The 23455-nt window shown below is 70.5% G+C and carries 27 protein-coding genes; 14 read left to right on the top strand and 13 right to left on the bottom strand.

The annotated features are described in order from the left end of the window. Window positions 1–309, bottom strand: a complete 309-nt coding sequence (locus R9Z33_RS20410; protein WP_318648406.1) for a DUF4212 domain-containing protein — start codon at window positions 307–309, stop codon at window positions 1–3. Between the two features lie 157 nt (window positions 310–466). Here R9Z33_RS20410 and R9Z33_RS20405 point away from each other — a divergent pair, with 157 nt between their 5' ends. Beyond that, window positions 467–1072 (top strand): hypothetical protein, encoded by a 606-nt coding sequence (locus R9Z33_RS20405; protein WP_318648405.1) that lies wholly within the window; start codon window positions 467–469, stop codon window positions 1070–1072. Here the strand turns inward: R9Z33_RS20405 and R9Z33_RS20400 are convergent. Further along, a complete protein-coding gene (locus R9Z33_RS20400) occupies window positions 1055–1315 on the bottom strand; it encodes a hypothetical protein (protein WP_318648404.1) in 261 nt (86 codons plus the stop codon). The genes R9Z33_RS20405 and R9Z33_RS20400 overlap by 18 nt on opposite strands. Between R9Z33_RS20400 and R9Z33_RS20395 the strand changes: the two genes are divergently transcribed. Continuing rightward, window positions 1290–2981, top strand: coding sequence for an MFS transporter (locus R9Z33_RS20395; RefSeq protein WP_318648403.1), 1692 nt, complete (start codon window positions 1290–1292; stop codon window positions 2979–2981). The genes R9Z33_RS20400 and R9Z33_RS20395 overlap by 26 nt on opposite strands. A gap of 81 nt (window positions 2982–3062) precedes the next feature. On the opposite strand, the gene R9Z33_RS20390 is transcribed toward R9Z33_RS20395, so the two are convergent. Next, on the bottom strand, window positions 3063–3317 hold the full coding sequence (locus tag R9Z33_RS20390; RefSeq protein WP_318648402.1) for a hypothetical protein: 255 nt from the start codon (window positions 3315–3317) through the stop codon (window positions 3063–3065). A 202-nt stretch (window positions 3318–3519) separates the two neighbouring features. Here R9Z33_RS20390 and gmd point away from each other — a divergent pair, with 202 nt between their 5' ends. From gmd to R9Z33_RS20375, 3 genes are all read left to right on the top strand, one after another. Beyond that, a complete protein-coding gene (gene gmd / locus R9Z33_RS20385) occupies window positions 3520–4554 on the top strand; it encodes a GDP-mannose 4,6-dehydratase (protein WP_318648401.1) in 1035 nt (344 codons plus the stop codon). A gap of 52 nt (window positions 4555–4606) precedes the next feature. Beyond that, window positions 4607–5281 carry an NnrU family protein gene (locus R9Z33_RS20380; protein ID WP_318648400.1) on the top strand — a complete coding sequence of 225 codons (675 nt, stop codon included), beginning with the start codon at window positions 4607–4609 and terminating at the stop codon, window positions 5279–5281. Between the two features lie 79 nt (window positions 5282–5360). After that, window positions 5361–6215: an ion transporter gene (locus R9Z33_RS20375; protein WP_318648399.1), complete on the top strand. Its 855-nt coding sequence runs from the start codon at window positions 5361–5363 to the stop codon at window positions 6213–6215. Here R9Z33_RS20375 and R9Z33_RS20370 read toward each other — a convergent pair. After that, window positions 6194–6547: a DUF2306 domain-containing protein gene (locus tag R9Z33_RS20370; protein ID WP_318648398.1), complete on the bottom strand. Its 354-nt coding sequence runs from the start codon at window positions 6545–6547 to the stop codon at window positions 6194–6196. The genes R9Z33_RS20375 and R9Z33_RS20370 overlap by 22 nt on opposite strands. A 53-nt stretch (window positions 6548–6600) precedes the next feature. On the opposite strand from R9Z33_RS20370, the gene R9Z33_RS20365 reads away from it, so the two are divergent. Then, a complete protein-coding gene (locus R9Z33_RS20365; RefSeq protein ID WP_318648397.1) occupies window positions 6601–7134 on the top strand; it encodes a TetR/AcrR family transcriptional regulator in 534 nt (177 codons plus the stop codon). A 24-nt stretch (window positions 7135–7158) separates the two neighbouring features. Here the strand turns inward: R9Z33_RS20365 and R9Z33_RS20360 are convergent, their stop codons facing one another. Further along, window positions 7159–7635: a GNAT family N-acetyltransferase gene (locus R9Z33_RS20360; protein WP_318648396.1), complete on the bottom strand. Its 477-nt coding sequence runs from the start codon at window positions 7633–7635 to the stop codon at window positions 7159–7161. 76 nt (window positions 7636–7711) lie between these two features. Here R9Z33_RS20360 and R9Z33_RS20355 point away from each other — a divergent pair, with 76 nt between their 5' ends. After that, entirely contained in the window at window positions 7712–8959 is a 1248-nt protein-coding gene (locus R9Z33_RS20355; RefSeq protein WP_318648395.1) for a DUF3422 family protein, read from the top strand. Window positions 8960–9020: 61 nt separating this feature from the next. Next, window positions 9021–9827: a transglutaminase-like domain-containing protein gene (locus R9Z33_RS20350; RefSeq protein WP_318648394.1), complete on the top strand. Its 807-nt coding sequence runs from the start codon at window positions 9021–9023 to the stop codon at window positions 9825–9827. Window positions 9828–9833: 6 nt separating this feature from the next. Here the strand turns inward: R9Z33_RS20350 and R9Z33_RS20345 are convergent, their stop codons facing one another. Next, entirely contained in the window at window positions 9834–11288 is a 1455-nt protein-coding gene (locus tag R9Z33_RS20345) for a M81 family metallopeptidase (RefSeq protein ID WP_318648393.1), read from the bottom strand. A 106-nt stretch (window positions 11289–11394) separates the two neighbouring features. Here R9Z33_RS20345 and R9Z33_RS20340 point away from each other — a divergent pair, with 106 nt between their 5' ends. After that, on the top strand, window positions 11395–12351 hold the full coding sequence (locus R9Z33_RS20340) for a TAXI family TRAP transporter solute-binding subunit (protein ID WP_318648392.1): 957 nt from the start codon (window positions 11395–11397) through the stop codon (window positions 12349–12351). On the opposite strand, the gene R9Z33_RS20335 is transcribed toward R9Z33_RS20340, so the two are convergent. The 3 genes from R9Z33_RS20335 to R9Z33_RS20325 form a co-directional block, all read right to left on the bottom strand. Next, window positions 12306–12785 carry a hypothetical protein gene (locus R9Z33_RS20335; RefSeq protein ID WP_318648391.1) on the bottom strand — a complete coding sequence of 160 codons (480 nt, stop codon included), beginning with the start codon at window positions 12783–12785 and terminating at the stop codon, window positions 12306–12308. The genes R9Z33_RS20340 and R9Z33_RS20335 overlap by 46 nt on opposite strands. A 98-nt stretch (window positions 12786–12883) precedes the next feature. Then, a complete protein-coding gene (locus R9Z33_RS20330; RefSeq protein ID WP_318648390.1) occupies window positions 12884–13144 on the bottom strand; it encodes a hypothetical protein in 261 nt (86 codons plus the stop codon). Window positions 13145–13264: 120 nt separating this feature from the next. Further along, a complete protein-coding gene (locus R9Z33_RS20325; RefSeq protein WP_318648389.1) occupies window positions 13265–14395 on the bottom strand; it encodes a M20/M25/M40 family metallo-hydrolase in 1131 nt (376 codons plus the stop codon). Window positions 14396–14457: 62 nt separating this feature from the next. On the opposite strand from R9Z33_RS20325, the gene R9Z33_RS20320 reads away from it, so the two are divergent. Continuing rightward, window positions 14458–15189, top strand: a complete 732-nt coding sequence (locus R9Z33_RS20320; protein ID WP_318648388.1) for an aspartate/glutamate racemase family protein — start codon at window positions 14458–14460, stop codon at window positions 15187–15189. Here R9Z33_RS20320 and R9Z33_RS20315 read toward each other — a convergent pair. Beyond that, on the bottom strand, window positions 15186–16478 hold the full coding sequence (locus tag R9Z33_RS20315; protein ID WP_318648387.1) for an LLM class flavin-dependent oxidoreductase: 1293 nt from the start codon (window positions 16476–16478) through the stop codon (window positions 15186–15188). The genes R9Z33_RS20320 and R9Z33_RS20315 overlap by 4 nt on opposite strands. 163 nt (window positions 16479–16641) lie before the next feature. Between R9Z33_RS20315 and R9Z33_RS20310 the strand changes: the two genes are divergently transcribed. Then, on the top strand, window positions 16642–17610 hold the full coding sequence (locus tag R9Z33_RS20310) for a Bug family tripartite tricarboxylate transporter substrate binding protein (RefSeq protein ID WP_318648386.1): 969 nt from the start codon (window positions 16642–16644) through the stop codon (window positions 17608–17610). Here the strand turns inward: R9Z33_RS20310 and R9Z33_RS20305 are convergent. After that, on the bottom strand, window positions 17607–18440 hold the full coding sequence (locus R9Z33_RS20305; RefSeq protein ID WP_318651681.1) for a DMT family transporter: 834 nt from the start codon (window positions 18438–18440) through the stop codon (window positions 17607–17609). The two genes, R9Z33_RS20310 and R9Z33_RS20305, sit on opposite strands and share 4 nt — an antisense overlap. Window positions 18441–18475: 35 nt before the next feature. After that, on the bottom strand, window positions 18476–19906 hold the full coding sequence (locus R9Z33_RS20300; protein ID WP_318648385.1) for an NAD(P)/FAD-dependent oxidoreductase: 1431 nt from the start codon (window positions 19904–19906) through the stop codon (window positions 18476–18478). A gap of 77 nt (window positions 19907–19983) precedes the next feature. Between R9Z33_RS20300 and R9Z33_RS20295 the strand changes: the two genes are divergently transcribed. The 3 genes from R9Z33_RS20295 to R9Z33_RS20285 all read left to right on the top strand — a co-directional run bounded on the left by R9Z33_RS20295 (window position 19984) and on the right by R9Z33_RS20285 (window position 21970). Then, on the top strand, window positions 19984–20913 hold the full coding sequence (locus R9Z33_RS20295) for a fatty acid desaturase (protein WP_318648384.1): 930 nt from the start codon (window positions 19984–19986) through the stop codon (window positions 20911–20913). Window positions 20914–20979: 66 nt separating this feature from the next. After that, complete coding sequence (locus tag R9Z33_RS20290) at window positions 20980–21261, top strand: hypothetical protein (protein ID WP_318648383.1); 282 nt, start codon at window positions 20980–20982, stop codon at window positions 21259–21261. A gap of 10 nt (window positions 21262–21271) precedes the next feature. After that, on the top strand, window positions 21272–21970 hold the full coding sequence (locus tag R9Z33_RS20285) for a 3'-5' exonuclease (RefSeq protein ID WP_318648382.1): 699 nt from the start codon (window positions 21272–21274) through the stop codon (window positions 21968–21970). A gap of 47 nt (window positions 21971–22017) precedes the next feature. On the opposite strand, the gene R9Z33_RS20280 is transcribed toward R9Z33_RS20285, so the two are convergent. Then, the gene (locus tag R9Z33_RS20280; protein WP_318648381.1) at window positions 22018–23454 is read right to left on the bottom strand and encodes a DUF294 nucleotidyltransferase-like domain-containing protein; all 1437 of its coding nucleotides are present in this window, start codon (window positions 23452–23454) and stop codon (window positions 22018–22020) included. Between the last annotated feature and the right edge of the window lies 1 nt (window position 23455).

Here is a 23455-nt window from a genome sequence, read left to right as displayed (position 1 = left end):
TTACGCGTCCTCCTGCACGCCGAACTCCTCGTCGATCTCGTTCTGGCGCTTGGCGAACCAGAAGAGGCCGACGACGAAGACGATCAGGCTGCCCTGCGCGGCCATGTAGAAGCCCAGCGGGAAGCCGAAGATGTGGATGGGGTTCAGGGTCTGCGCAAAGAAATGCACGCCGAAGCCGGCGACGAACCAGATCCCGAGCACCGTCCACATCAGGGCGGATGTCTTCTTCCAGTAGGCTTGCGCGGTGGCCGGATCCACGGCCGCGGTGGTTGCGGATTCCGGCTCGGGACCGGATTCGACTAAGGGCATGCTTGCTCTCCTCCCGGCGCGGGTTTCCGACCCACGCCCTCCATTTTGTCATCTAACGAAGGCGGTTGAGCGTGATTAGTTAAGAATGGTTAATGTTTAATCCCATGGAAAGGGCGTGGCTTTCGCGCCATACCCGCCGCCGTCCGGAGTGCAGCCCTTGGCCCTTCTCGATTTTTTCCGCCGCCGCCCTGAGGCCTCGCCCGAGGCGCTGGGCGATTTCCTGCACGCCCAGGCCGCCTATGTCGCCCAGAAGACGGTGCTGGATTATTGCCGCGTGAAGGCGGGTCGCAGCGAAAAGCAGCTCTTCGCGGACCCGGATTTCCAGGCGGCGCTGGCACATTGCCGCTGGCAGGTCTTCTTCTCGGCGCTCACCGATGTCACCGCGCTGGTGGAGGCGCATCTGCGCCCGCATGCCCCGGGCCAGGAGGCGGCACTGGCCGCGGCGCTGGTCCCGCTGCACGCGGCCGCCCTCCTGGCCGAGCCGCCGCCGCCCGAGGAGGCGGCGAGCGCCGAGGCGGCCCGCGACGGCCTGCCGCACCATCTGGCCAGCCTCCAGCTGGAGCCGCCCCAGCCGGCGCACCGGCAGAAGCTGCTGGCCGAGCCCGTGCTCTTTGCCACGCTGCCCATCCATTCCGAGCAGCGGCAGGGCGAAAGCCTCGCCATCAAGGGCGCGCTGCGCTTCCAGATCGTCAGCACCCAGCAGGAGCTTGAGCGTCGTTTCGATGCCGTCAAAACGGCCGACAACCTACTGAATAGGCGTTAATTTTTGCATAGCAGCAATGCAATGAATTACGTTTCGCGCACGTACCCTTAATTTGATCCAGCGCAAGGTCTCAGCCACAACCATCCTGTCTTTTTGCCGGCACTGCCTCGCTGGTCGCCCCTCGGCGCCAGCCCGTGTTTGCATGGACGTTTTCGTCTGAAAAAAGAAAGGGTTGGGAATGGCATCAGCAGCAGTCGCGGCATCGGCGCCAAAGCCGATGACGCCCGAGGAGAAGAAGGTCATCCTGGCCTCCTCCCTCGGCACCGTTTTCGAGTGGTATGACTTCTACCTCTACGGTTCGCTCGCCGCCGTCATCGGCGTGAAGTTCTTCTCCATGTATGACGAGACGACGCGCAACGTCTTCGCGCTGCTCGCCTTCGCGGCCGGCTTCCTCGTCCGCCCCTTCGGCGCGCTGGTCTTCGGCCGCCTGGGTGACCTCGTCGGCCGCAAATACACCTTCCTCGTCACCATCGTGATCATGGGTGCCTCGACCTTCATCGTCGGCATCATGCCCACCTCGGACCAGATCGGCATCCTGGCGCCCATCGGCCTCATCATCCTGCGCATGCTCCAGGGCCTGGCGCTGGGCGGCGAGTATGGCGGTGCCGCGACCTATGTGGCCGAGCACGCGCCCAACGGGCGCCGTGGCTTCTACACCAGCTTCATCCAGATCACGGCGACGGCGGGCCTCTTCCTCTCGCTGCTGGTGATCCTGGGCACCCGCTCCGTCCTGGGCGAGGCCGCCTTCGCCGATTGGGGCTGGCGCGTTCCCTTCCTGCTCTCGCTGGCACTTCTGGCCATCTCGGTCTGGATCCGCATGCAGATGCAGGAAAGCCCGGCCTTCCAGAAGATGAAGGACGAGGGCAAGGTCTCCAAGGCGCCGCTGGGCGAGGCCTTCGGCCAGTGGAAGAACGCCAAGATCGCGCTCTTCGCGCTGCTCGGCCTCGTCATGGGCCAGGCCGTGGTCTGGTACACCGGCCAGTTCTACGCGCTGTTCTTCATCGGCTCCGTGCTGAAGGTGGATGGCTTCACGACCAACATGCTGATCGCCTGGTCGCTGGTGCTGGGTTCGGGCGGCTTCGTCTTCTTCGGCTGGCTGTCCGACAAGATCGGCCGCAAGCCGATCATCCTGGGCGGCTGCCTCATCGCCGCCGTGACCTACTTCCCGATCTTCAAGCTGATCAGCCATGAGGCGAATCCCGCCCTCTCGGCCGCGCACGCGAACATCTCGGTCGTCGTCTCGGCGGACACCAACGGGTGCTCCTTCCAGTTCAACCCGACCGGCACCGCCCGTTTCACCCAGCCCTGCGACGTGACCAAGGCGGCGCTCGCGCGTGCCTCGGTGAACTACCGCGTGCAGAACACGCCGGGCCAGCAGGCGGTGACCGTGCAGGTCGCGAACCAGCCGGTGGTGAACGCCACCGTGGTGGAGAACGGCCAGGCGCGCATCAACCCGCAATTCCAGGCGCAGCTCACGGCCGCGCTCAATGCGGTGAACTACCCGACGGCCGCCAACCCGACCGTCGTGAAGATGTCCGGTCCCTTCGACGTCTTCCGCGAGCAGCCGGCCGTGCTGATCGCCATGCTGACGCTGCTGGTGATCTACGTGACCATGGTCTACGGCCCGATCGCGGCGGCGCTGGTGGAACTCTTCCCCACGCGCATCCGCTACACCTCCATGTCGCTGCCCTATCACATCGGCAATGGCTGGTTCGGTGGCCTGATGCCGGCCACGGCCTTCGCGATCATCGCCCAGACCGGCGACGTCTATGCCGGCCTCTGGTACCCGATCATCATCGCGCTCGCGACCGTGGTCATCGGCATCTTCATGGTGCCCGAGACCTACAAGCGGGACATCTTCTCGGAGAACGCGGACGGCTCGGCCAACGCCGCGGACTTCAAGCACTGATCCCACATCCCGGGCAGGGATGACCGGCGCCGGGGGGCAACCCCCGGCGCCTTTTTCATGGCCGCCCGTCCCAGGGCCCCCTCAGCGCAGGCGCGCCGCGGCGCGCCGCACCACGCCGAGGCCGATCCAGCCGAGGCTGCCGAGCACCGTGACCAGCGCGAGGAAGCCCAGCACCCCCTGGGACCAGGCCACCGCGCCGAAGGTCAGCGCTGCCCCCAGGATCAGCCCGGCCACCCCCTGCCGGATCATGGAGCGTGCCGGCCACCGGCCATCGGTGCGGGAGGCGAAGGGAGGGGGCACGGCGTTCTTCGCGTCCGCGTGGCGCAGCTCGGTCATGGATGGATGGTCCTTGGTCGGGGGCGGCGTCTCTCCGCGCCCCGGGCGACCGCAATATTCCGGCCCGCTTCGCGCATGGCCCCATGGAAATTTCCGTCGGCCATCCTGAGATGACCCCGCGCCCGGAAAGGGCAAGGCGCCGGAATTGGTGCGCGGCGCGGCTTGCTGTATGGCTGCCCGGCAAACCGCGACAAGGCCCCGCATGCCCTCGGCACTCATCACCGGCATCACCGGACAGGATGGCTCCTATCTGGCCGAGCTCCTGATCGAGAAAGGCTACACGGTCCATGGGCTGCTGCGCCGGGGCGGGACGGCCGCCCGGGCGCGCATCGCCCACCTGATCACGCCCGCGAATGAGGGCCGCCTGATCCTGCATGAGGGCGACCTGACGGATGGCGGCAACCTCATCCGCGTCGTCCAGGACAGCCAGCCGGACGAGCTCTACAACCTCGCCGCCCAGAGCGACGTGGCAGTGAGCTTCGAGGTGCCGGAATACACCGCCGATGCCGACGGCCTCGGCACGCTGCGCCTGCTGGAGGCGATCCGCCTGCTCGGCCTGGAGCGCCGGACGCGCTTCTACCAGGCCTCGACCAGCGAGCTCTACGGCAAGGTCAGGGCCGTGCCGCAGAACGAACTCACGCCCTTCCACCCGCGCTCGCCCTATGGCGTGGCCAAGCTCTACGGCTTCTGGATCACGGTGAACTACCGCGAGAGCTACGGGATGCACGCCTCCAACGGCATCCTGTTCAACCATGAGAGCCCGCGCCGCGGCGAGGGCTTCGTCAGCCGCAAGATCACCCGCGCGGCCGCCGCCATCCATCTCGGCCGCCAGCGTGACCTGGCACTGGGCAACCTCGAGGCGCAGCGCGACTGGGGCCATGCGCGCGACTACGTCGAGGGCATGTGGCGCATGGTCCAGCAGCCCGAGGCCGATGACTACGTCCTCGCCACCGGCCAGACGCATCGCGTGCGCGACTTCGCGACCCTCGCCTTCCGCGAGCTGGGCGTGGAACTGGCCTGGGAGGGCAGCGGCGTGGACGAGGTGGGCCGCTGCCGCGCCACAGGCCGCACGCTGGTCCGCGTGGACCCCGCCTTCTTCCGCCCGGCCGAGGTGGACCTGCTGATCGGCGACGCCACCAAGGCGGCCGAGAAGCTGGGCTGGCGCCCCACCACCAGCCTCGCCGCCATGGTGGCCGAGATGGTGCGGGCGGATCTCGCGGCGCTCTCGGCCGGCTGAGGCGATTTCCCGTGGCATGCCGCCCATCGGCGCGGCTATGCTCGGGCGCATGATGGTCCTGCTTCTTGCCGCCGCGATCCTCTGGGTGGGCGTCCATGTCGGCATCGCGGGCACGGCGGTCCGCGCGCGCCTCGTTCAGTCCCTGGGCGAGGTGGGATTCCGCATCGGCTATTCGCTGATCTCGGTGGTGAGCATCACGCTGCTCGTCATGGCCTGGCAGGCGGCGCCCTACATCCCGCTCTGGGACGCGCCGGACTGGTACCGCTGGCTGATGGCGCTGCTCATGCTGCCGATCATGCTGCTTTTCGTCGCCTCGGTGGCGACGCCGAACCCGACGGCCGTGGGCGGCAAGCTGGACGAGACGGGGCCGCGCGGCATCCAGCGCATCACGCGCCACCCCATGCTCTGGTCCTTCGCCGGATGGGCGGCGCTTCACCTGATCGCCAAGGGGAATCTCTCGGGCGTCTTCTTCTTCGGCGCCTTCCTGGTGACCTCGCTGGTGGGCATGCCCTCGATCGACCGCAAGCTGGCCGCGCTGCAGCCGGCGCTCTGGGCGCGCCTCGAACCCGTCACCTCCATCCTGCCCTTCGGCGCCATCCTGGCCGGGCGGAACCGGTTCGTGCCGGCGGAGATCCCGCGCCTGGTCTGGATCATCAGCCTGGTGGCCTGGATCGCGCTGCTGGTGGGCCATCCCTGGCTCTTCGGTTACCCGGCGCTGCCTTTCTGACCCCGAATCACCGCACGCGCGGGGCTTGATCCCAGCTGCCTGTGCGGCCATTGCATGTCCGCAATATGGAGATTCGGACATGCAGGAAGCCCTGACCGCCCTCGACACCGGCGATGACCTGCGCGCCCGCGTGGCGCGGCTGGTGCTGGCGCCGATCTTCCAGCGGGTGGTGATCGGGCTGATCCTGCTGAATGCGGTGACGCTCGGCCTCGAGACCAGCGACAGCATCATGGCGGGCTACGGCACCCTGCTGCATGCGGTGGATGCCGTGCTGCTCTACCTCTTCACGCTCGAGCTCGCCTTGCGCATCTATGCCTTCCGCGGCCGCTTCTTCCGCGACCCCTGGGGCATCTTCGACTTCATCGTCGTCGCCATCGCCTGGATGCCGGCCAGCGGCCCGCTCGCCGTGCTGCGCGCGCTGCGCGTGCTGCGGGTGCTGCGCCTGATCTCGGTGGTGCCGAGCCTGAGGAACGTGGTGGAGGCGATGCTGGGCGCGCTGCCCGGCATGGGCAGCATCGTGCTGCTGATGGCGCTGCTCTTCTACGTCTTCGCCGTCATGGCGACGAAGCTCTTCGGCACCGAGATGGAGGAGCAGTTCGGCACGCTGGGCGCCAGCCTCTTCACCCTGTTCCAGCTGATGACGCTGGATGACTGGGCGAACATCGTGAAGCCTGCGATGGAGGCCGAGCCCTGGGCGCTGGTCTTCTTCATGCCCTTCATCGTGATCTCGACCTTCGTCGTGCTCAACCTCTTCATCGGCGTGATCGTCGAGAGCATCCAGACCTTGCGTGACGACCGCGGCGCGGGCGAGGCGGCGGCCGAGGCGGCGGCGAAGAGCGCCGACCGGGCGGATCTGCGCGCCCTGGTGCAGGAGGTGCGTGCCCTCAGGGCCGAGGTGGCGGAGCTGCGCGCTCAGCCGAAGAACACGCCGTAGAGATAGCGGCCGGGCGCGAAGGTGGCGAAGAGCCCCGCCACGAAGAGCCCGCCGGCGCCCGCCAGCATGGCGCGCCGGTGGACCGCGACGCGCCCCCGGCGGATCGCCCAGACCGCCCAGGCCAGGTTCACCAGCGTGACCACCGAGAGCACATGCAGCCAGGAGAGATGCCCGCGCGCCTGGATCCCGAAGGAGGAGAGCGCGCTCAGCGCCAGCGCGGCGGCCGCCAGGCGCCCGAGCCAGCGATGCGCGCCGCGCCCCTTGGGCAGCAGCAGGATGGCCAGGATGGCGGCGAGCGCCAGCAGCGAGAAAGCGAGATGGATGACGAGCATGGCGTCCGGGTCCCTGTCATGTTAGCATCGTCAACATAAGGTCCATGTGAGCGATGTCAACATCCAGCAAGCCCTATCACCACGGCGATCTGCGCGCGGCGCTGCTCGACGCCGCCGATGCGCTGCTCGACCAGGGCGGCGACGGCGCCGTCAGCCTGCGCGAAGCGGCGCGGATGGCCGGCGTTTCCGCCACCGCCGCCTATCGCCATTTCGCCGACAAGGAGGCGCTGCTCGCCGCCCTCGCGCTGCGTGGGTTCGAGGCCTTCGGCGCGGCCATGGCCGCCGCCGTCGCGCGGGGCGATGTTCCGCCCCATGTGGCGCGTGGCCGCGCCTATCTGCGATTCGCCCTCGCCCGGCCGGGCCGCTTCCGGCTGATGTTCGGCCCGCTGCTGGCGCGCGCGGGCGCGCATCCGCCCCTGCTCGCCGCCTCCCGGGCCGCCTTTGGCGCGCTGCAGGCCGGCGCGGGGGAGCTGGACGCGGCCTTGCGGAGCTGGGGCATGGTGCACGGCCTCGCGCATCTCATGCTCGACCGCGCCATCCCGGATGCGGGCGAGCCGGAGGCGCTGATCAACCGCCTGATCTGCTGATCCGTGCCGTGCGGAGGATCGGGGTCAGATCGGCTTGCGCATGTATTGCACGCGCTTGCCGTTGCGCCGATCCACCGCCTCGCCGCAGGCCTTGAAGCCCAGCTTCTCGTGGAAGGCCATGCTCTCGGGATTGGGCGGGTCGAGATTCACCTCGCAGACCAGCAGGTTGGTCATCTCCGCCTTGGCGATCTTCGCGAGGTCGTCATAGAGGGCGCGTGCCACGCCCTTGCCCCGCGCGCCGGGGGCGACCACCACGCGGTCGATATAGGCGAAGTAGCTCTCCCGCGCGGTGAACCAGGCGTGGTTCGGCCCCTGTGGCGGGGTCGCGTGGTCGAAGGCGATCAGGAAGGCCTGGCCGTCGGTCGTGATGCGCGCGGCGAAGGCGAAGTTCAGCAGCCCTGCCAGCGCACTCTCGGTCAGGGCATTCACCCGCTCCGCCTCGGCATTGTTGAGCGCGAGCAGGGCCGGGATGTCGGCCGCGGTGATGTTCCGGATTTCCATATCCGCATGATTGGCACGAGTTTCCGGGCCTGACGAGGGTTTCACCGGGCCCCCTCACACCCTAGGTAGAGCTGGCATGAATTTCCCCACCCACCCCGCCCGCGAATCCCTCGTCGGCGAGCTGCACGCCCGCCCCGCCATCCCGATCCAGGGTCCGGCCCGGCTTTCGCGGCTCGCCATGCTGGCCCCCGACCGCGCGGCGGAGGAAGCGCATCTGGCCGCCCTCTGCGCGCGCCACGGCGTGCAGCCGCCCGCCCCCGGCGCTCCCTGGTTCCTGGCCGATTTCGGCGCCTTCCGCCTGCGCTTCGAGCGCCACACGGAGTTCACCGGCTGGAACTTCGTGGCCGATGGCGCGGACCCCACACGGCCCTTCGAGAATCCGGCGCTGGCGGCACTCCCGCCCGAATGGCTCGCCTCGCTGCCGGGCCAGGCCATCGCCGCCATGCACATCACCCTGGTGGACACCGCGCCCGAGCTGTGCGGCTTCGCGGGCGACAGCCTCTCGGGCGCGGCGGTCGCCGGCGGCGAGGCCATGGTCTTCACCGATTTCCGCCTGCATGCCGATGGCGCGACCCATATCCTGGTGGCCGAGCATCCCTCGCCCATGGTGGCCGGGCGCCTCGCCCAGACGCTGTGGGAGATCGAGACCTATCGCGCGCTGGCGCTCCTCGCCCTGCCGGCGGCGCGCGCGATCGGCCCGGGCCTCGCCTCCGCCTCCGAGCAGCTGACGCGCCTCTCCGAGCGCCTCGCCTCGCTGGAAACCCTGGATTCCGAGCGCGAGGCGCTGGAGGAGCTCACCCAGATCGGCGGCGAGATCGAGCGCGCCAATGCCGCGACGGCCGAGCGATTCTCGGCCAGCGCGGCCTATCACCGCCTCGTGCTGCGCCGCCTCTCGGAACTGGGCGAGACGCCGCTGGTCGGCCTGCCCACGCTGACGCGCTTCCTCGACCGGCGGATGGAGCCCGCCATGGCGACCGTCTCGGCCACTGGCGCGCGCATCTCGGCCCTGTCGGTCCGCACCGCGCGCCTCGTGGACCTGCTGCGCGCCCGCGTGGCCGTGACGCAGGAGGCGCAGGCCGAGGCGCAGCTCGCCACCCTGGCCGGCACCGGCCGCGCCCAGCTCCGCCTGCAACAGACCGTGGAAGGCCTCTCCGTCGCCGGCATCACCTATTACCTGCTGACCGTGCTGGGCTACCTGCTGAAGCCGCTCCCCTGGGAGACCTATGGCACCAAGGTGGAGACCATCATCGCGGTCCTGGTGCCGCTGATCGCGGCGCTCGTCTGGCTGAACCTCCGCAAGCGGCGCCTGGAAAGCGAGAGCTGACGCAGAATCACCATGCAACCGGGGCTCCGTTCTGCGTTTATGGGCGCTGAACGGAGTTTCCATGCAGATCAGCGCCGGCTGCCAGATCATCTACGACTGCCCCCAGCCCACCCCGATGCTGCTGATGATCAGCCCGCATCCCTCGCGCCTGCCCGACCTGCTGGGCCCGCACGAGATGCGCTTCGACCCGCCCGTCCCGCATCGCGACTACCTGGACGGCTTCGGCAACACCTGCACCCGCATCACCGCGCCCCAGGGGCGCATCACCATCAGCACGCGCTTCACGCTCCGTGATTCCGGCGCACCCGATGCGGTGCTCCCCGCCGCCTGGCAGCGCCCCATCGAGGAACTGCCGGACGACAAACTGATCTACCTGCTGGGCAGCCGCTATTGCGACACGGACAAGCTCGGAGAGATCGCCTGGTCGCTCTTCGGCCACCTCACCGGCTGGAACCGCGTGCAGGCCATCTGCGACTGGGTGCACCAGCGGATCACCTTCGGCTACCACCACGCGAGCGCCACGCGCTCCGCCTCCGAGGCCTTCCACGAGCAGCGGGGCGTCTGCCGCGACTATGCGCACCTGGCCGTCGCCCTCTGCCGCTGCGTGAACCTGCCGGCCCGCTACTGCACGGGCTACCTCGGCGATATCGGCGTGGCGCACAATCCGGACCCGATGGATTTCGCCGCCTGGTTCGAGGTCTATCTCGATGACCGCTGGCACGCCTTCGACCCGCGCAACAACACGCCGCGCATCGGGCGCATCCTCATGGCGCGCGGGCGCGATGCGACCGATGTCGCGATCGCCACCACCTTCGGCGCCTGCACGCTGGCGGGCTTCCAGGTCTTCACGGACGAGCAGGCGGGCTGAACCGCCTCAGCCGCTGCGCCAGCCGGCCGGCACGTGCCGGAAGGGCAGGGCGGCGAGGTCGAGCGCCGCCGGCCCCGGCACGTCGCATTCGACGATGGCGCTGCAGCGCTGCGCGAAGGCGGCGCGGAAGTGGTTCTTCGCCTTGTTCACCAGCAGGCGCACGCCGCCCAGATCCACGCCATGCAGCGCGAAGAAGGCCGGGTCCACCGCCGCTTCCTTCCGGCTGGTCAGGATCACGCGCAGCTTGCCCGCGCGGAGCATCGCCGTGGGGCCGAGATCCACCGGCGCGCCATGCTCCATGGGGCCGGTGTTGAGGAAGCGCCCATGCGTCAGCGCCTCCACCACGCCCGAAAAGGGCACGGGCGGGCCGAATTGCGGCGTCGTGCGGCCGCCCAGATCACGCGTGAAGGCGCCGCCGACACCGGCTGCTCGGGCGGCTGCCACGCCATCCGGGTCATGCAGGAAACAGAACAGCGTCTCCACCTCGGGCCGCGCCTGCATCAGCACGCGGAGCAGGCCGGGCGTGTCCGCCACGCCGCCCGAGAGCGGATTGTCGGCGGGGTCGAGCAGCGCGACCAGGCCGGGGGGGGCGGCCAGCGCGGTGGCCAGCGCCGCCGCGGGCGAGGGGAGCGTCACGGCGAAGCGCGCCCGCCGCGCCTCGATCTCAGCCACCAGGCGCTTGGCCAGCGCGCGCGCCGCGCCATGCTCCTCCGCCCAGACCATGGCGGACGGCCCGGCATGCGGGCTGTCCCCCCAGGCAAAGCCGCCGAAGAGCGAGGCGTCGAGGATCGGGGCGTGCTCGGCGGCCCGCGCCTCGGCCCAGACCTCGGCCATCGGACCTTCCGCATCGCGCATGTGGAAACTGTGCAGCACGAATGGCAGCTTCATCAGCGCGCCATGGTTGGGCTGGCCCTGCAGCGCGCGCTCCAGCAGGCGCAGCGCGCGCAGCGCCGTCTCGGCCATGTCCACATGCGGATAGGTCCGATAGACCGAGGCGCCGTCCAGCAGCGCCACCATCTGCGGCGAGACATTGCCGTGGAAGTCGAAGCTCGCCACCAGCTTTACGCGCGGGCCGATCAGCGCGCGCACGCGGCGGATGATGGTGAGGTCCGCCTCCGGGTCGCTCTCGGTCACGCAGGCGCCGTGCAGCGAGAGATAGACGCCGTCCCACTCGCTGCGGGCCAGGCCTTCCTCCACCTCGCTCATCCAGGCTTCGAAGGCGAGGTCGCTCATCGGGCCGCCGGGCTGGGCGGCGGCGCAGCGCAGCATGGCGAGCTGCCAGTCCGGCCGCTCGGCCACGAAGGCGGCCAGCGCGCCGAGCTCGGTCGCTGTGCCGGCATAGCGCGAGAGCGCCTCGCTCCCCGAGAGCCATTCGCGGCCCTGGAAGGCCGAAAGCGGCGTGGGCTCGGGCGCGAAGCTGTTGCCCTCGAACCAGAGGCGGGCGGCGGCGATCTGGGGCATGCTGTCCTGGGCGTTGCGGGTGTCAGAAAAAATGCATCTCCACCCGATGGTTCGCCGGCGGTGGATCGTGCTTTCATCGCGCCGAAACGACCGAGGATCAACCTGGATGATGCGCCGCTCCCTGCTCGCCTCCCCCGCCGCCTTCGCCATCGCGGGCGGCGCCTCGGCGCAGACCGCCGCACCTGCGCTGGTGATCCACACGGCGGGGCAGGGCAGCCCCTTCGTCACCTATGGTGAGGCCATCGCGGCACTGCTCGGGCGCCACGGCATCACGGCGACGGTGGCGGCCAGCACCGGCTCGCTGCAGAACCTGACGGCCGTGGAGGACAATGCCAATGCGCTGGGCACCGCCTTCCTCGGCTCCGCCTGGGATGCGGTGCAGGGCACGCCGGCGGCGGGCGGCCGGCGCCACACGCGCGTGCGCGCCCTCTGGCCCATGTATGAGACGAGCTTCCAGGTGGCGGCGCTGACCGCCAGCGGCCTCACCCGCTTCGCGCAGCTCGACGGCAAGCGCGTGGGTGCCGGCCCCGCGCGCGGCCCGGCCGAGACCTTCCTGCAGGCGGCGGCGGAGGCGGCGGGCATCCGCATCCAGATCGTCAGCGGCAGCCCGGCCGAGATGACCGAAGGGCTGCTCGCGGGCCGGATGGACGCGCTCTGGCAGGGGGCCATCGTGCCCATCCCCTCCATCCTGGCGGCACTCGCCCGCGCCCCTGGCGTGGTCTTCGGCCCGGGGGCGGAGGTGGCGGCGCGGGTCACGCAGCGCCTGCCCATGCTGGCGCCCACCACCCTGCCGCCCGGCACCTATCCCGGCCAGACCGCGCCGATCGAGAGCTTCGCGGCCTGGAACTTCATCGTCGCCAATCGCGCGCTGAGCGACGCCACGGCCTATGCCATCACGCGACTGGTGCTGTCCGTGGCCGATCCGGCGCGGGAGATCGGCCCCGTGGCGGCGACGACTCGGGCCGCGAATGCGGTGCACAACCGCGTGCTGCCCTTCCACCCGGGCGCGCTGCGCTTCTACCGCGAGGCCGGCGTCGCCCCCCTGGCCGCCCCGGTGGACTGACCGGGCTGGAGCAGGACCGGGGCCGCCCGCGTCCCCGGCGGTGGCGCCGCGGTGCCGGCCCGGGGTTCGGCGGGCCCGGCCGCGGGCTGCGGGCGCGGCGCGCTGGGGGCCGTGGGCGCGGCGGCGCGCGGCGCGGCGGCGGGGGCCGCCGGTGCGACGACCGGCGTGGGCGGTGCCGTCGCGGGCGCGGGCGGCGCCGCGACGGGCCGGCCCGTCCCCGGGAAATTCTGGTTCATCTGCCGCTGCCGCTCCGCCCGGCGGGCCCGCTCGGAGGAGGTGGGATCGGGCCGCGCCCGCGCCTCTCCCGGGCGGGTCAGGTCCTGGCTGGTGTCCCGGCCATCGCCGAAGATCACCCCATTGGGCGCGACACCCTGGGCCTGCGGCGCCGCCAGGGGCGCCAGCAGCAGGATGAGGGTGAGGGCAGTCCGTCTCATGCTTCGGGTTCTCCTCCTGTGCGGCAGGGTAACGCAGCCGCCGGGCCGCGCCACCTCGTTTCCGCGCCCCCCGCCGGGGCCCCCCATGGGATCCCTGGTCAGTGGGCTGCCGTGCGGCGGATCGGCGTGCCGGGGAAGTTCTGGTTGAACTGCGCCTGGCGGGCGGCGCGGGCCGCGCGGTCAGCGGTGGAGCCGGAGCCCTGCTTGGTCTCCATGGCCTTCATCGAGGAGAAGTCCTGCGGCAGGTTCCAGGCCTGACCGAACACCGCGCCATTGGGGGCGATGCCCTGCGCGGAGGCAGAGGTGGCGCCCGCGAAACCGGCGATCAGCAGGGCGGCGGCGAAAGCGGTGCGGCGCATGGCGGTGGTCCTTCTCTCTGCGGGGCGGGGGGTGATCCCCCGCCGGTGAGAGAAGATTTATCGCCAGGACTTCGATAGGCGTGAGACCGAAGAAACGATCATCACGATAGGTGTTGCCGATCAGACGCTTTGGAGCAGCCCGGCAAACAGCTTGGCCCGCGGCGCCATGCTGCTGACGATCACATGCTCCTCCAGCGTATGCGCCTGGGCGCCGATGATGCCGAGGCCATCCAGCGTCGGGATGCCCATGGCGCCGGTGAAATTGCCGTCCGAGCCGCCGCCCGAGGATTGGTGCGGCAGGGCGAAGCCCAGGCGCTTGGCGATGGCCTCGGCCTTGGCGTGCAGCGCCATCACCTTGGCATCCGGCTCCCAGACGGGGCGGGTCACGCCGCGCGTGACCTCGAGCGACACGTCATTCCCGGTGGCCTTGCGGTTCAGCATGATCTCGACCGCCGCATCCAGATCCTCCTGGCGCTTGGCCATGGAGAGCGCCTCGGCGTCGCAATAGGTCGCCACGCAATTCACCCATTGCCCGGCATGGATGACGCCGACCGAGAAGGTGCAGGCCTCGGTCGTCATCTCCTCGATGGCGATGACCTGCTTGCACATCTCGCGAATGGCGCTGCGGCCCTCGCCCAGCCGCGCGCCGGCATGGGAGGGCTTGCCGGTGGTGCGCAGGTTGAAGCGCGCGATGGCATAGCGGCCGGTGACGACGCCGCCATCGGGCCGCGCGGGCTCGGGCACCAGCACCACCGAGTGGCGCGCCGCCTCGGCCTCGATCAGGTCCCGCGTGGAGGGGCTGCCGACCTCTTCATCGGGCGTCAGCAGGACGGTCACGGGCTTGGAGGTGGCGATGCCGGCGATGGCGAGCTGGCGGATCGCCTCGATCGCGAGATAGGTGCCGCCCTTCATGTCCTGGATGCCGGGCCCATAGGCCTTGTCGCCCTCGCGGCGGAAGGGCAGGCCATTGGCCAGCGTGCCGACCGGGTGCACCGTGTCGAGATGCGCCATCACCAGGATGCCGGGCTCGTTGCTCGTGTGCGGGAGGCGGGCGCGGACGCAGTCGCCGAAGCCCATGCGGCCGGGAATCGTCTCGACGGTCGCACCCATCAGCGCCAGGTGCCGCGCGGCCAGCGCCATCATGCGGTTCACGGCGGCGGCATCATGCGTCGGGCTTTCGCACTCGACCCAGGTGCGAAGCCCCGCGAGCATCGCTTCATTGTCGAAGGGCAGGTCGAGCTTGGCTTCCATGGAGTCCTCTTTTCGTGTCGCATGGCGGGATCGCCGCGCGAAATGGGAACAGGGAACACAGGATGCGTCTGCTGATCGCCAATGCCAACACCACCCAGGCCATCACGGCGATGTGCGCCGAGGCCGCCCGCGCCGCGGCCAGCCCGGGCACCGAGATCATCGCCGCCACGCCCCGCTTCGGGCCCGAGGTGATCAGCAGCCGCGCCGAGAACATCATCGCGGGCCATGCGCTGCTGGCCCTTCTCGCCGAGCATGCGGGCCAGGTGGATGGCGTGGTGCTGGCCGTCAGCCATGACACGGCGCTGGAGGCGGCGCGCCAGCTCATGCCCTGCCCGGTGGTGGGCATGACCGAGGCCGCCTGCTTCACCGCCTGCCTGGTGGGCGGGCGCTTCGGCCTGGTCACCTTCGGTGGCGTGGACACCTATCGCGAGCGCATCGCGCAGCACGGGCTGGCCGGGCGCCTCGCCTCGCTGGTGGGCGTGGACGCGACCCCGCAGGAAAGCGTGCGCGACCCTGAGGGCGTGCAGCGCAAGGTCGCTTCCGGCATCGCGCGCGCCGTCTCGGAAGGGGCGGAGAGCGTGATCCTGGGTGGTGCCGCACTCGCCGGCTATGCGGCGCGGATGCAGGCGGAGGCTGCCGTGCCGCTGCTGGACGGCATGGCCTGCGGCGTGAAGCTGGCCGAGATGCTGGTCACGCTGAAACTCCCCAAGCCTTCCGCCGGCAGCTTCGCCGCGCCGCGCGGGCGCAATTCCATCGGCCTCTCGCCCGAGCTGGCGGCGATGCTGAAGGGCTAGAAGGGGCTGGGCGGCCGCGCGAGTCCCAGCTGGTCGCGCAGCATGGGCCCGGCATAGCGGGTGCGGAACAGCCCGCGCGCCTGCAGGATGGGCACGACGAGCTCGATGAAATCCTCGAAGCCGTCGGGGAAATGCGAGGGCATCACGTTGAAGCCATCCGCGGCCCCGCCCTCGAACCAGGCCTGCAAGGTGTCGGCCACCTGCTCGGCCGAGCCGCAAAGCACCCAGTGGCCGCGCGCGGCCCCCAGCAGGTTGTAGACATCGCGCAGGGTCAGGTTGTCGCGCCGCGCCTTGTTCAGCAGGGACTGCGTGAAGCCGTGGCTGCCCTCCTTCAGCGGCACGGCATTGAGCGGCGCGTCCATCTCATGCGCGTCGAGATTCACGCCCAGCCGCTCGGCCAGCAGCATGCGTGCGTTCTGCGGGTTGATGAAGCCTTGCAGCACCGCGAGCTTGTCCAGCGCCTCGCGCTCGGTGCGGCCCACCACGGGCATCACGCCGGGCAGCACGGAGACATCCTCCGGGCGGCGGCCATGCCGCGCCAGGCGGGATTTCAGCGCAGCATATTGCGCCCGCGCCTCGCCCAGATCCTGCACGACGGAAAACACCACATCCGCGCTGCGCGCCGCGAGATCGAGACCAGGCTCGGAGCCGCCGGCCTGCAGGATCACCGGCCTTCCCTGGGGCGTGCGGCCGATGTTCAGCGGGCCTTTCACCTGGAAATGCGGGCCATTGTGGTTCAGCACGCGCAGCTTGGCGGGGTCCAGGTACTGGCCCGTCGCGCGGTCGGCCACCAGCGCGCCATCCGCCCAGCCATCCCAGAGGCCCATCACCACGTCCAGGAACTCGCCCGCCACCGCATAGCGCTCCGCATGGTTCGGGTGGACGCGGCCGAAATTGGCACCGGCCAGCGCGCTGGAGGTGGTGACGGCATTCCACGCCGCCCGCCCGCCGCTGATGTGATCGAGCGAGGCGAAGGCGCGCGCGACACTCCAGGGGTCGCTGTAGGTGGTGGAGACGGTGGCACCGAGGCCGATATGCGTGGTCGTCATCGCGAGTGCGGCCAGCATGGTCAGCGGCTCGAGCCGCAGCGTGTAGGAGGGGTGGGCGTCGGGGTCGGCGTAGAGGTTGTCGCCCATGAAGATCAGGTCGAAGCAGGCGCGCTCGGCCTGCGCGGCCATGGCGCGGATGGCGGCGATGTCCTGGAAGCTGGTGACGGCGCCCGGCATGCGCCAGCCGGCCACATGGCTGCCGGTGCCGAGCAGGAAGAGGCCGAGGTGCATCTGGCGCATGGGCGCTCCCGTCATGAGGTGCTTCCCGCTTGCCTAGCAAGAAGGTGACCAGCGCGGCACGCGGCTTGCTGATCCTGGATGTCAGCCACCTCATCCCAGGGGATTCCGCATGCGCCAGCACCTGCCACTGCCGCCAAATCCGGCAGATGCACGATCCCGCGGCGTGCCGCGCCGCAGCCTGCTGGCGGCGGCCGGGCTTGCGGCGGCCAGCGGCGGCGCCAGCGCCCAGGCCGCCTGGCCCGAGCGTTCCATCCGCTGGGTGGTGCCCTTCCCGCCGGCCGGCACGGCCGACATCCTGGCCCGGCTGCTGGGCGAGCGTGTCGCACCCCGCCTCGGCCAGCCCGTGGTGGTGGACAATCGCGCGGGCGCCGGCGGCACCGTGGCGGCCAACCTCCTGGCCCAGGCGCGCGGCGACCAATACCTGGTGATGGTGAGCAATTTCGCGCCGCACGCGGCCTCGCCCACGCTCTTCCCCAACATCACCTATGACGCGCAGCGGGACTTCACCCATCTCGGCCTGCTGGGCGCGCTGCCCATGGTGCTGGCGGTGAATCCGAGCTTTCCGGCGCAGGATGCGCGGGCGCTGCTGGCCATGGCGCGCGCCCAGGGCAGCGCCTTCACGCTCGGCTATGGCGGCACCGGCACCGCCTCGCACCTCATCGGCCTCGCGCTGCAGAAGGCGGCGGGGATGGATGCCACGCTGGTCGGCTATCGCGGCTCGGCCCAGCTGCATGTGGACGTGATCGCGGGCACGGTGCCCGTGATGTTCGACACGCTGAGTGCCGCCATCGGCCATATCCGTGCCGGCCGGCTGCGCGCCCTGGCCGTCAGCTCGCCCGAGCGCAGCGCGGCGCTGCCCGATGTGCCCTGCTTCCCCGAGCTTGGCCTCGCCGATGCGGTGGGCATGAACTGGTTCGGCTTCTGCGCCACCGCCGGCCTGCCCCCCGCCATCGCGGTGCGCTGGGTCGCCGAGCTGCGCGCCGTCCTGGCCATGCCCGAGGTGACGGAGCGCCTCTCGGGCCTCGGCGTCGAGGGCACGAACATGGACCCGGCGATGATGACCGCGCTGGTCGGCCGCGAGGTGGCGCGCTGGCGCGAGGTGATCCGCGCGAACAACGTCACGCCAGGCTAACGCCCCAGCCGTGTGAGCCGCAGGTTCACGAGGCCCGCGACGACGACCATCGCCCCGCCCAGCACCGTCGTCCAGGGCAGCGGCTCGGCGAACACCAGCACGCCGAGGGCCGCGGCGAAGACCAGCTGGAGATAGGCGAGTGGCTGCAGCCGGCTCGCCTCCGCCAGATCCAGCGCGCGGATCAGGAAGTAGTGGCCGAGCGTGCCGGAGACGCAGAGCAGCGCCATCCAGCCCCAATCGGCGAAGGCGATCGGCGTCCAGATCCAGGGCGTGAGCAGCGTGACCGCGGCCGCCCCCGCGAGGCCGGTGTAGAAGAAGCTCGTATCCGGCGGATCATCGCGCGCGACGAGGCGCGTGATCAGCCCATAGGCCGCGAAGTTCAGCGCCGCCAGCAGCACCAGCAGTGCGGCGGGCGAGAACATGCCGGGCCCCGGCCGCAGGATCAGCAGCACGCCGAGCGCGCCCGCCAGGATGGTGAGCCAGCGCATGAGCGAGACGCGCTCACCCAGCACCGGGCCGGCAAGTGCGGTGATGATCAGCGGGTAGCAGGCGAAGATCGCATGCGTCTCGACGAGGCCGAGCAGCATGAAGGCGTTCACGATCATCCAGACCTGCACCACCAGCATCACGCCGCGCAGGCATTGCAGGTAGGGCCGCCGGCTCTGGATCACGCGCGGCAGGCCGCCCGGCGCGCGCACCGCGCGCAGCACCACGAAGCCCGCGAAGAACCAGTAGCGGATGAGCAGGATGCCCAGCACCGAATAGACCTCGGCGAGGTAGCGCGAGATCGCGTCCTGGCAGCCGAAGACGAACATGGCCGCCACCATCAGCAGCAGGCCTTTGCGGTTGTCAGGGGCCAGGGCGGCTACTCCGCGGCCAGGCGGGCCGCGTCCACATGCACCTGCTTCTCATCATAGGCGCAGAGCTCGGCATAGAGGCGCGGCATGTCCTCGGCGAAGAGGTTGCGCGTGATGCCGGCCGCGACCCGCGGCGCCGAGATCGCCATGGCGTTGATCGAGCTGCCCGCCGGGCCGAAGCTCATCGTCGTGCCGATGCCGAAGAGATGGATGCCCGAGATCCAGGGCGTCTCGCCCGGGCGCTTCTCCTCGAAGGCGCTGTCGGCGTTCAGGTAGGGGTAGCAGGCGAGGCGCGGATTGGCCTCGGCCGCGGGTGGCGTGTAGCGGTCCCCCCAGGTGGCGATGTTGCCGGCGCAGAGGGCGAGCTCGGGGCGCAGGCTGGCATCCATCCGCACGCCCGTGCCGGTGATGCAGTAATCGGCGGTGAATTCGCCCTGCGGCGTGGTCAGCACCACCCGGCCACCCTCGACGCGCGCGGCCTGCCATTCGGCGCCGGTGTGCAGGCGGAAATTCGTGAAGCGCTTCACGCGGTCATAATGGTCCTGCGCGAAGCCCTCGCGCATGCCCAGCACATGGGACATGAAGCGCCAGCGCCATTCATCCGTCATCTCGCCCATATGGCGCAGGAAGCCCGCGAAGGTGAGCCAGCGATAGGGCTGCACCACCATGAGTTCCGCGCGGCGGCAGAAGATGTGCACCTCCGCCGCCCCTTGCTCCAGCGCGACGGCGGCATTGTCGAAGGCGGAGGCGCCGGCGCCCAGCACGGCCACCACCTTGCCGCGGAGCGCGGCGAAATCGATCACCTCGTTGGTGTGGGCGCGGAAGGCGCGGGGCAGGGCGGCGATGTGCTCCGGCATCCACCAGCCGCCGATGCCCTCCTGCCCGGTGGCCAGCACCACCTTGCGCGCATGCAGCGGCCCCGCGCTGGTCTCGACGCGGAAGGCGGGCAGGCCATCCTCCGTCGTGGCGGGGGAGATCAGGCCCGCCTCCACGCCGTTCCTCACCGGCACGCCGGTCACGCGGCGGAACCAGAGCAGGTAGTCGTTCCAGAGCTCCTTGGGGATGAAGCGCATCGCGGCCCAGTCATCCGTGCCGAAATTCGCCTCGTGCCAGGACTGGTAGGTGAGGCTGGGCAGCCGCAGGTCGGGGCCCGTCATGTCCTTCAGGCTGCGCAGCGTGCGCATCCGGCCATAGGTGGTCCAGGGCCCTTCCTCGCCCTGGCCGGCGCGGTCCAGCACGAGGATGTTGTCCACCTTGTCGCGCTTCAGCGCATGCGCCACCGCCACGCCGCATTGACCGCCGCCGATGATGAGGACATCCAGCGCCGCCGCGCCCGCTACCCGCTTTTCCGCAAGCCAGGGCGCGCGGGGGTGGCCGGTCAGGTCGAGATCCCGCGCCACATCGGCTTCGAGTTCGGCGAGGGTGCGGGGTGCGGGCATGGCGAAAGCCTAGGCAGGGAGCGTGGGGCGCGCAACGCGATTGCTGCACTGCGATGCGATATGGCAGGATTTCCATCATGGCCAAGACCGCGACCCTGACTGATGCCGGCGAAACCCGCGCCTTCTGGCGCCGCTGGGAATTGCCGACCTGGGCGGTGGCCATCGCCATCTATGCCAGCTGGGCGACGCTCCTGATCTACCACGAATCGGTCCCCTGGCCGATCGAGGCGCTGCTGGCCGCCTATATCCTCGCCTGGCACTTCTCGCTGCAGCATGAGGCGATCCATGGCTGGCGCAGCCTGCCCGCCTGGCTGCGCACCGCCATCGTCTGGCCGCCCATCGGCGGCTGGTGGCCCTTCGAGCTGTACAAGCGCAGCCACAGCAAGCACCACCGCAACACCTACCTGACCTATCCCGGCGAGGACACCGAGACGCAGTATCACAAGCGCGAGGACTGGAGCGGCTATACGCCGGCCTTCCGCGCCGTCCTCCTGTTCAACCAGACGCTGCTGGGGCGCCTCACCGTCGGGCCCATCCTGCGCCTGCGAAAGCTGGTGCTGGTGGAGGGGGGCAAGCTCCGGCGGGGCGACTTCTCGGACGTGCCGGCCTGGCTCGGCTTCTTCGTGGGGCTGGCCGGCGTGCTCTGGTTCGTGACGCAGGTCGCGCACATGTCGGTCTGGCACTACTACCTGGTCTGGGTGCTGCCCGGCATCTCGCTTGGCCTGCTGCGCGCCTTCATCGAGCATCGCTGGGGCGAGCGGCCGGGCGAGCGCACCGCCTCGGTCGAGAGCAACTGGATCTTCGGGCTGCTCTTCCTCTGGAACAACCTGCACATCGTGCACCACCTGCACCCGACCATGCCCTGGTTCGAGATCCCGGGCTTCTGGCGCCGCAACCGCGAGAAGCTGCTGACCCATAACGGGCATTTCGTCTTTCCCGGCTATTTCGCCATCGCCCGGCGCTGGCTGCTGCGCCCGGTCTTCGTGCCCATCCACCCGGCGCGGTGAGGCGTTAACCTGTCCTTCGCGTAATTCCGCTTGTCTGGCGGGGTCCGTGATGCCAAGTGCAAGGAAATGATCGAACTTCGCCCCTCACGCCGCCGCAAGGCCATTGGAATCGGCTGCCTCTGCCTCGGCCCGGTTGGGCTGATCCTGCCGATCCTGCCCGGCTTCATCTTCGTGGGCCTCGGCACCTTCATCCTGCGCGACCAGTATATCTGGGCGCATCGTGGCGTCGGCGTGATCGACCGCCGCTGGCCGCATCTGATCCCGGGCATCGAGGCGCGGGAAGTGAAGGCCATGGCATGGGGCGACCGGCAGATCGAGCGCGTGCGCGGCGTGTTCCGGCGCCGCTGAGGCCCCGCCCATGGCGCGGCGCATCGGGGACTGGTTGCGCCGGGCGCTCGCACCCGATGGCCAGGCCTTCCTCCAGGCCCGCGCGCATTTCCATGCCCCCTGGCCCGCGGGGCCCATCGCCGCGCAGCCCTATGTCGTCTTCGACCTGGAATCGACCGGCCTGAAGCCCAGCCGCGGCGATGTGCTGCTCTCCATCGGTGCTGTCCGGCTGCAAGACGCCGCCCCCGTCGCGGAATTTCAGACCCTGGTGGAACCCGGCCGCGCCATTCCGCCGGAATCCACGCGCTATCATGGCCTGACGCGTGAGATGCTGGCCGGCGCCCCCCGCGCGCCCGAGGCCATCGCCTGCTTCCGCGACTTCGCCGAGGGTGCCGTGCTCGTCGCGCACAGCGCCGCCTTCGACCGCAGCCTGCTCTACATGGAGGAGCATCGCGGCGCGCCGGCCCTGCCCAACCCCTTCCTGTGCAGCCTGCTCGTCTCGCGCTGGCTCGACCCGCAGGAGGGGGATCATTCGCTGGACGGGCTGTGCGGGCGCGAGGGGATCGTCATCACGGGCCGGCACGAGGCGTTGGGCGATGCGCGCGCGACGGCGGAGCTCTGGGTCCGCCTGCTGGCCCGCGCCGGCGCGCGCGGCGTGGCGGACCTGGCTGACCTCGCGCGGCGCAGCCGGATGGAATCCCAGATGGCGGAATCCGCGGCGCATTTCTGAAGGGGTCCGGGGCCCACGGCCCCAGCCGCCGGAGGCCCTTTTTTCCTCTACCAAAGCTCCCCGGTGAACCCCGCGAAGCAAGCCTTTGCAAAGCGCCGGATCTCCCGCAGCGCCTCGCGCAGTTCCGCCCGCACGGGCTTGGGAAGGGCGGCCGTATCCACCAGATTGCCCGGGCTCTGCCCCGCCGCGTGATCGGCCAATTGCTGCCGCAGCAGCGCGTCCAGCAGCAGGGTGAAGGCCCGTTGCAAGCCCGGCCCGTGGCTTACCACGCCGCGTTCCGCCAGCGCCGCCAGGCGCTCGGCCGTGCCCGTCTCCGCCACGCCGTGCTGCAGGGCCAGAAGCCGCGTCGCCGCCACCAGCGGCATCAGCCCATGCAGCTTGAGGTCGGTCCGCGTGCCCGCCCCCGGCTCGTCATCGGCGAAGCCGCCCCAGAGGGTGAGGCCCACGCGCAGCCGCTGATCCTGCGCGGCGAGCGCGCCGAGCAGTGCCGGATGCGCCGCCAGGATGGGTGCGATGGCCGCGCGCAGCGCCGCCGCGGGGTCGCCCTCCACCGCGCCGATCCGCGCCACGCCGCGAAAATCGAAGGCGATGTCGGCGAAGAGCAGCGCGGCGCCGCTGCGCCGCCGCGCCCAGAGCGCGAATTGCGCCTCCCACTGCGCTCGCGTTTTCCGCCAGAGCGGGTTGCGCGCCATGATCCCGCCTGGGCAGAGCGGAAAGCCCGCCGCGGCGAGGCCGGCATTGAGGCGCTCGGTCATCGGGCGGAACCAGGCATCCAGCTGATCGTGCGAGGCGTCGGGATAGGGCTCCAGGATCAGGCCATTGTCCTGGTCCGGGCGCAGCAGGCTCTCGCCACGGCCCGCGCTGCCCATGACGAGCAGGGTGAAGCCGATGGGCGGCGGCGGGCCCTCGGCCAGGGCACGCGCCAGGACGCGGCGATGCAGGTCGAGGTTGATCTCGCTGACCAGGCGCACGAGGGCGGGGGCTTCGATGCCCTCATGCAGCAGCGCGGTGGCGAGCCCGGCCTGGGCGGCCTTCACCGCCGCGTCATCGCCGGCCAGCGCATCGAGGTGTTGCAGCATCCGGCCCGAGACGGCGGCCAGCACATCGGCGCGATGCAGCATGCCGATGCAGCGCCCCGCCGCATCCACCACCGGCAGATGCCGCAGCCGATGCGCGCGCATCAACGCCACGGCGCGCCAGAGGCCTGCATCCGGGGCGCAGGTGATGAGGGGTGCGGAGATGGCGGCGGAAAGCGGCGCTTCCTCCGGCAGGCGGAAGGCCACGCGGCGGGCGATATCCTGCTCGGTCAGGATGCCGATGGGCCGGCCCGCATCATCGAGCGCGAGCACGGCCGAATCCCGCGCCGCGCGCAGCCCCTCGATGACGTGGCCGAGCGGGGTCTCGGCGGGGAAGGCTGGCGGCGGCGGGGCCATCGCCGCCGCGACGCCCAAAGCCAGGCGCAGCGCGGGCGAGGCCCCGGTCATC

Origin of the sequence: Sediminicoccus rosea, from assembly GCF_033547095.1 — a bacterium.
GTDB lineage: Bacteria > Pseudomonadota > Alphaproteobacteria > Acetobacterales > Acetobacteraceae > Roseococcus > Roseococcus rosea.
Note: the sequence above shows the minus strand (reverse complement) of the source record. Positions and strands in the feature narration are given on the sequence as shown.

What these genes read in the sequence shown, in the direction of transcription:
- R9Z33_RS20395 (WP_318648403.1), top strand. Translation starts at nt 1,290, where the DNA reads ATGACGCCCGAGGAGAAGAAGGTCATCCTGGCCTCCTCCCTCGGCACC.
- R9Z33_RS20320 (WP_318648388.1), top strand. Translation starts at nt 14,458, where the DNA reads ATGCGTCTGCTGATCGCCAATGCCAACACCACCCAGGCCATCACGGCG.
- R9Z33_RS20285 (WP_318648382.1), top strand. Translation starts at nt 21,272, where the DNA reads ATGGCGCGGCGCATCGGGGACTGGTTGCGCCGGGCGCTCGCACCCGAT.
- R9Z33_RS20340 (WP_318648392.1), top strand. Translation starts at nt 11,395, where the DNA reads ATGATGCGCCGCTCCCTGCTCGCCTCCCCCGCCGCCTTCGCCATCGCG.
- R9Z33_RS20290 (WP_318648383.1), top strand. Translation starts at nt 20,980, where the DNA reads ATGATCGAACTTCGCCCCTCACGCCGCCGCAAGGCCATTGGAATCGGC.
- gmd (WP_318648401.1), top strand. Translation starts at nt 3,520, where the DNA reads ATGCCCTCGGCACTCATCACCGGCATCACCGGACAGGATGGCTCCTAT.
- R9Z33_RS20390 (WP_318648402.1), bottom strand. Translation starts at nt 3,317, where the DNA reads ATGACCGAGCTGCGCCACGCGGACGCGAAGAACGCCGTGCCCCCTCCC.
- R9Z33_RS20300 (WP_318648385.1), bottom strand. Translation starts at nt 19,906, where the DNA reads ATGCCCGCACCCCGCACCCTCGCCGAACTCGAAGCCGATGTGGCGCGG.
- R9Z33_RS20295 (WP_318648384.1), top strand. Translation starts at nt 19,984, where the DNA reads ATGGCCAAGACCGCGACCCTGACTGATGCCGGCGAAACCCGCGCCTTC.
- R9Z33_RS20400 (WP_318648404.1), bottom strand. Translation starts at nt 1,315, where the DNA reads ATGACCTTCTTCTCCTCGGGCGTCATCGGCTTTGGCGCCGATGCCGCG.
- R9Z33_RS20280 (WP_318648381.1), bottom strand. Translation starts at nt 23,454, where the DNA reads ATGACCGGGGCCTCGCCCGCGCTGCGCCTGGCTTTGGGCGTCGCGGCG.
- R9Z33_RS20350 (WP_318648394.1), top strand. Translation starts at nt 9,021, where the DNA reads ATGCAGATCAGCGCCGGCTGCCAGATCATCTACGACTGCCCCCAGCCC.
- R9Z33_RS20365 (WP_318648397.1), top strand. Translation starts at nt 6,601, where the DNA reads ATGTCAACATCCAGCAAGCCCTATCACCACGGCGATCTGCGCGCGGCG.
- R9Z33_RS20355 (WP_318648395.1), top strand. Translation starts at nt 7,712, where the DNA reads ATGAATTTCCCCACCCACCCCGCCCGCGAATCCCTCGTCGGCGAGCTG.
- R9Z33_RS20335 (WP_318648391.1), bottom strand. Translation starts at nt 12,785, where the DNA reads ATGAGACGGACTGCCCTCACCCTCATCCTGCTGCTGGCGCCCCTGGCG.
- R9Z33_RS20330 (WP_318648390.1), bottom strand. Translation starts at nt 13,144, where the DNA reads ATGCGCCGCACCGCTTTCGCCGCCGCCCTGCTGATCGCCGGTTTCGCG.
- R9Z33_RS20325 (WP_318648389.1), bottom strand. Translation starts at nt 14,395, where the DNA reads ATGGAAGCCAAGCTCGACCTGCCCTTCGACAATGAAGCGATGCTCGCG.
- R9Z33_RS20410 (WP_318648406.1), bottom strand. Translation starts at nt 309, where the DNA reads ATGCCCTTAGTCGAATCCGGTCCCGAGCCGGAATCCGCAACCACCGCG.
- R9Z33_RS20380 (WP_318648400.1), top strand. Translation starts at nt 4,607, where the DNA reads ATGGTCCTGCTTCTTGCCGCCGCGATCCTCTGGGTGGGCGTCCATGTC.
- R9Z33_RS20345 (WP_318648393.1), bottom strand. Translation starts at nt 11,288, where the DNA reads ATGCCCCAGATCGCCGCCGCCCGCCTCTGGTTCGAGGGCAACAGCTTC.
- R9Z33_RS20360 (WP_318648396.1), bottom strand. Translation starts at nt 7,635, where the DNA reads ATGGAAATCCGGAACATCACCGCGGCCGACATCCCGGCCCTGCTCGCG.
- R9Z33_RS20315 (WP_318648387.1), bottom strand. Translation starts at nt 16,478, where the DNA reads ATGCGCCAGATGCACCTCGGCCTCTTCCTGCTCGGCACCGGCAGCCAT.
- R9Z33_RS20370 (WP_318648398.1), bottom strand. Translation starts at nt 6,547, where the DNA reads ATGCTCGTCATCCATCTCGCTTTCTCGCTGCTGGCGCTCGCCGCCATC.
- R9Z33_RS20375 (WP_318648399.1), top strand. Translation starts at nt 5,361, where the DNA reads ATGCAGGAAGCCCTGACCGCCCTCGACACCGGCGATGACCTGCGCGCC.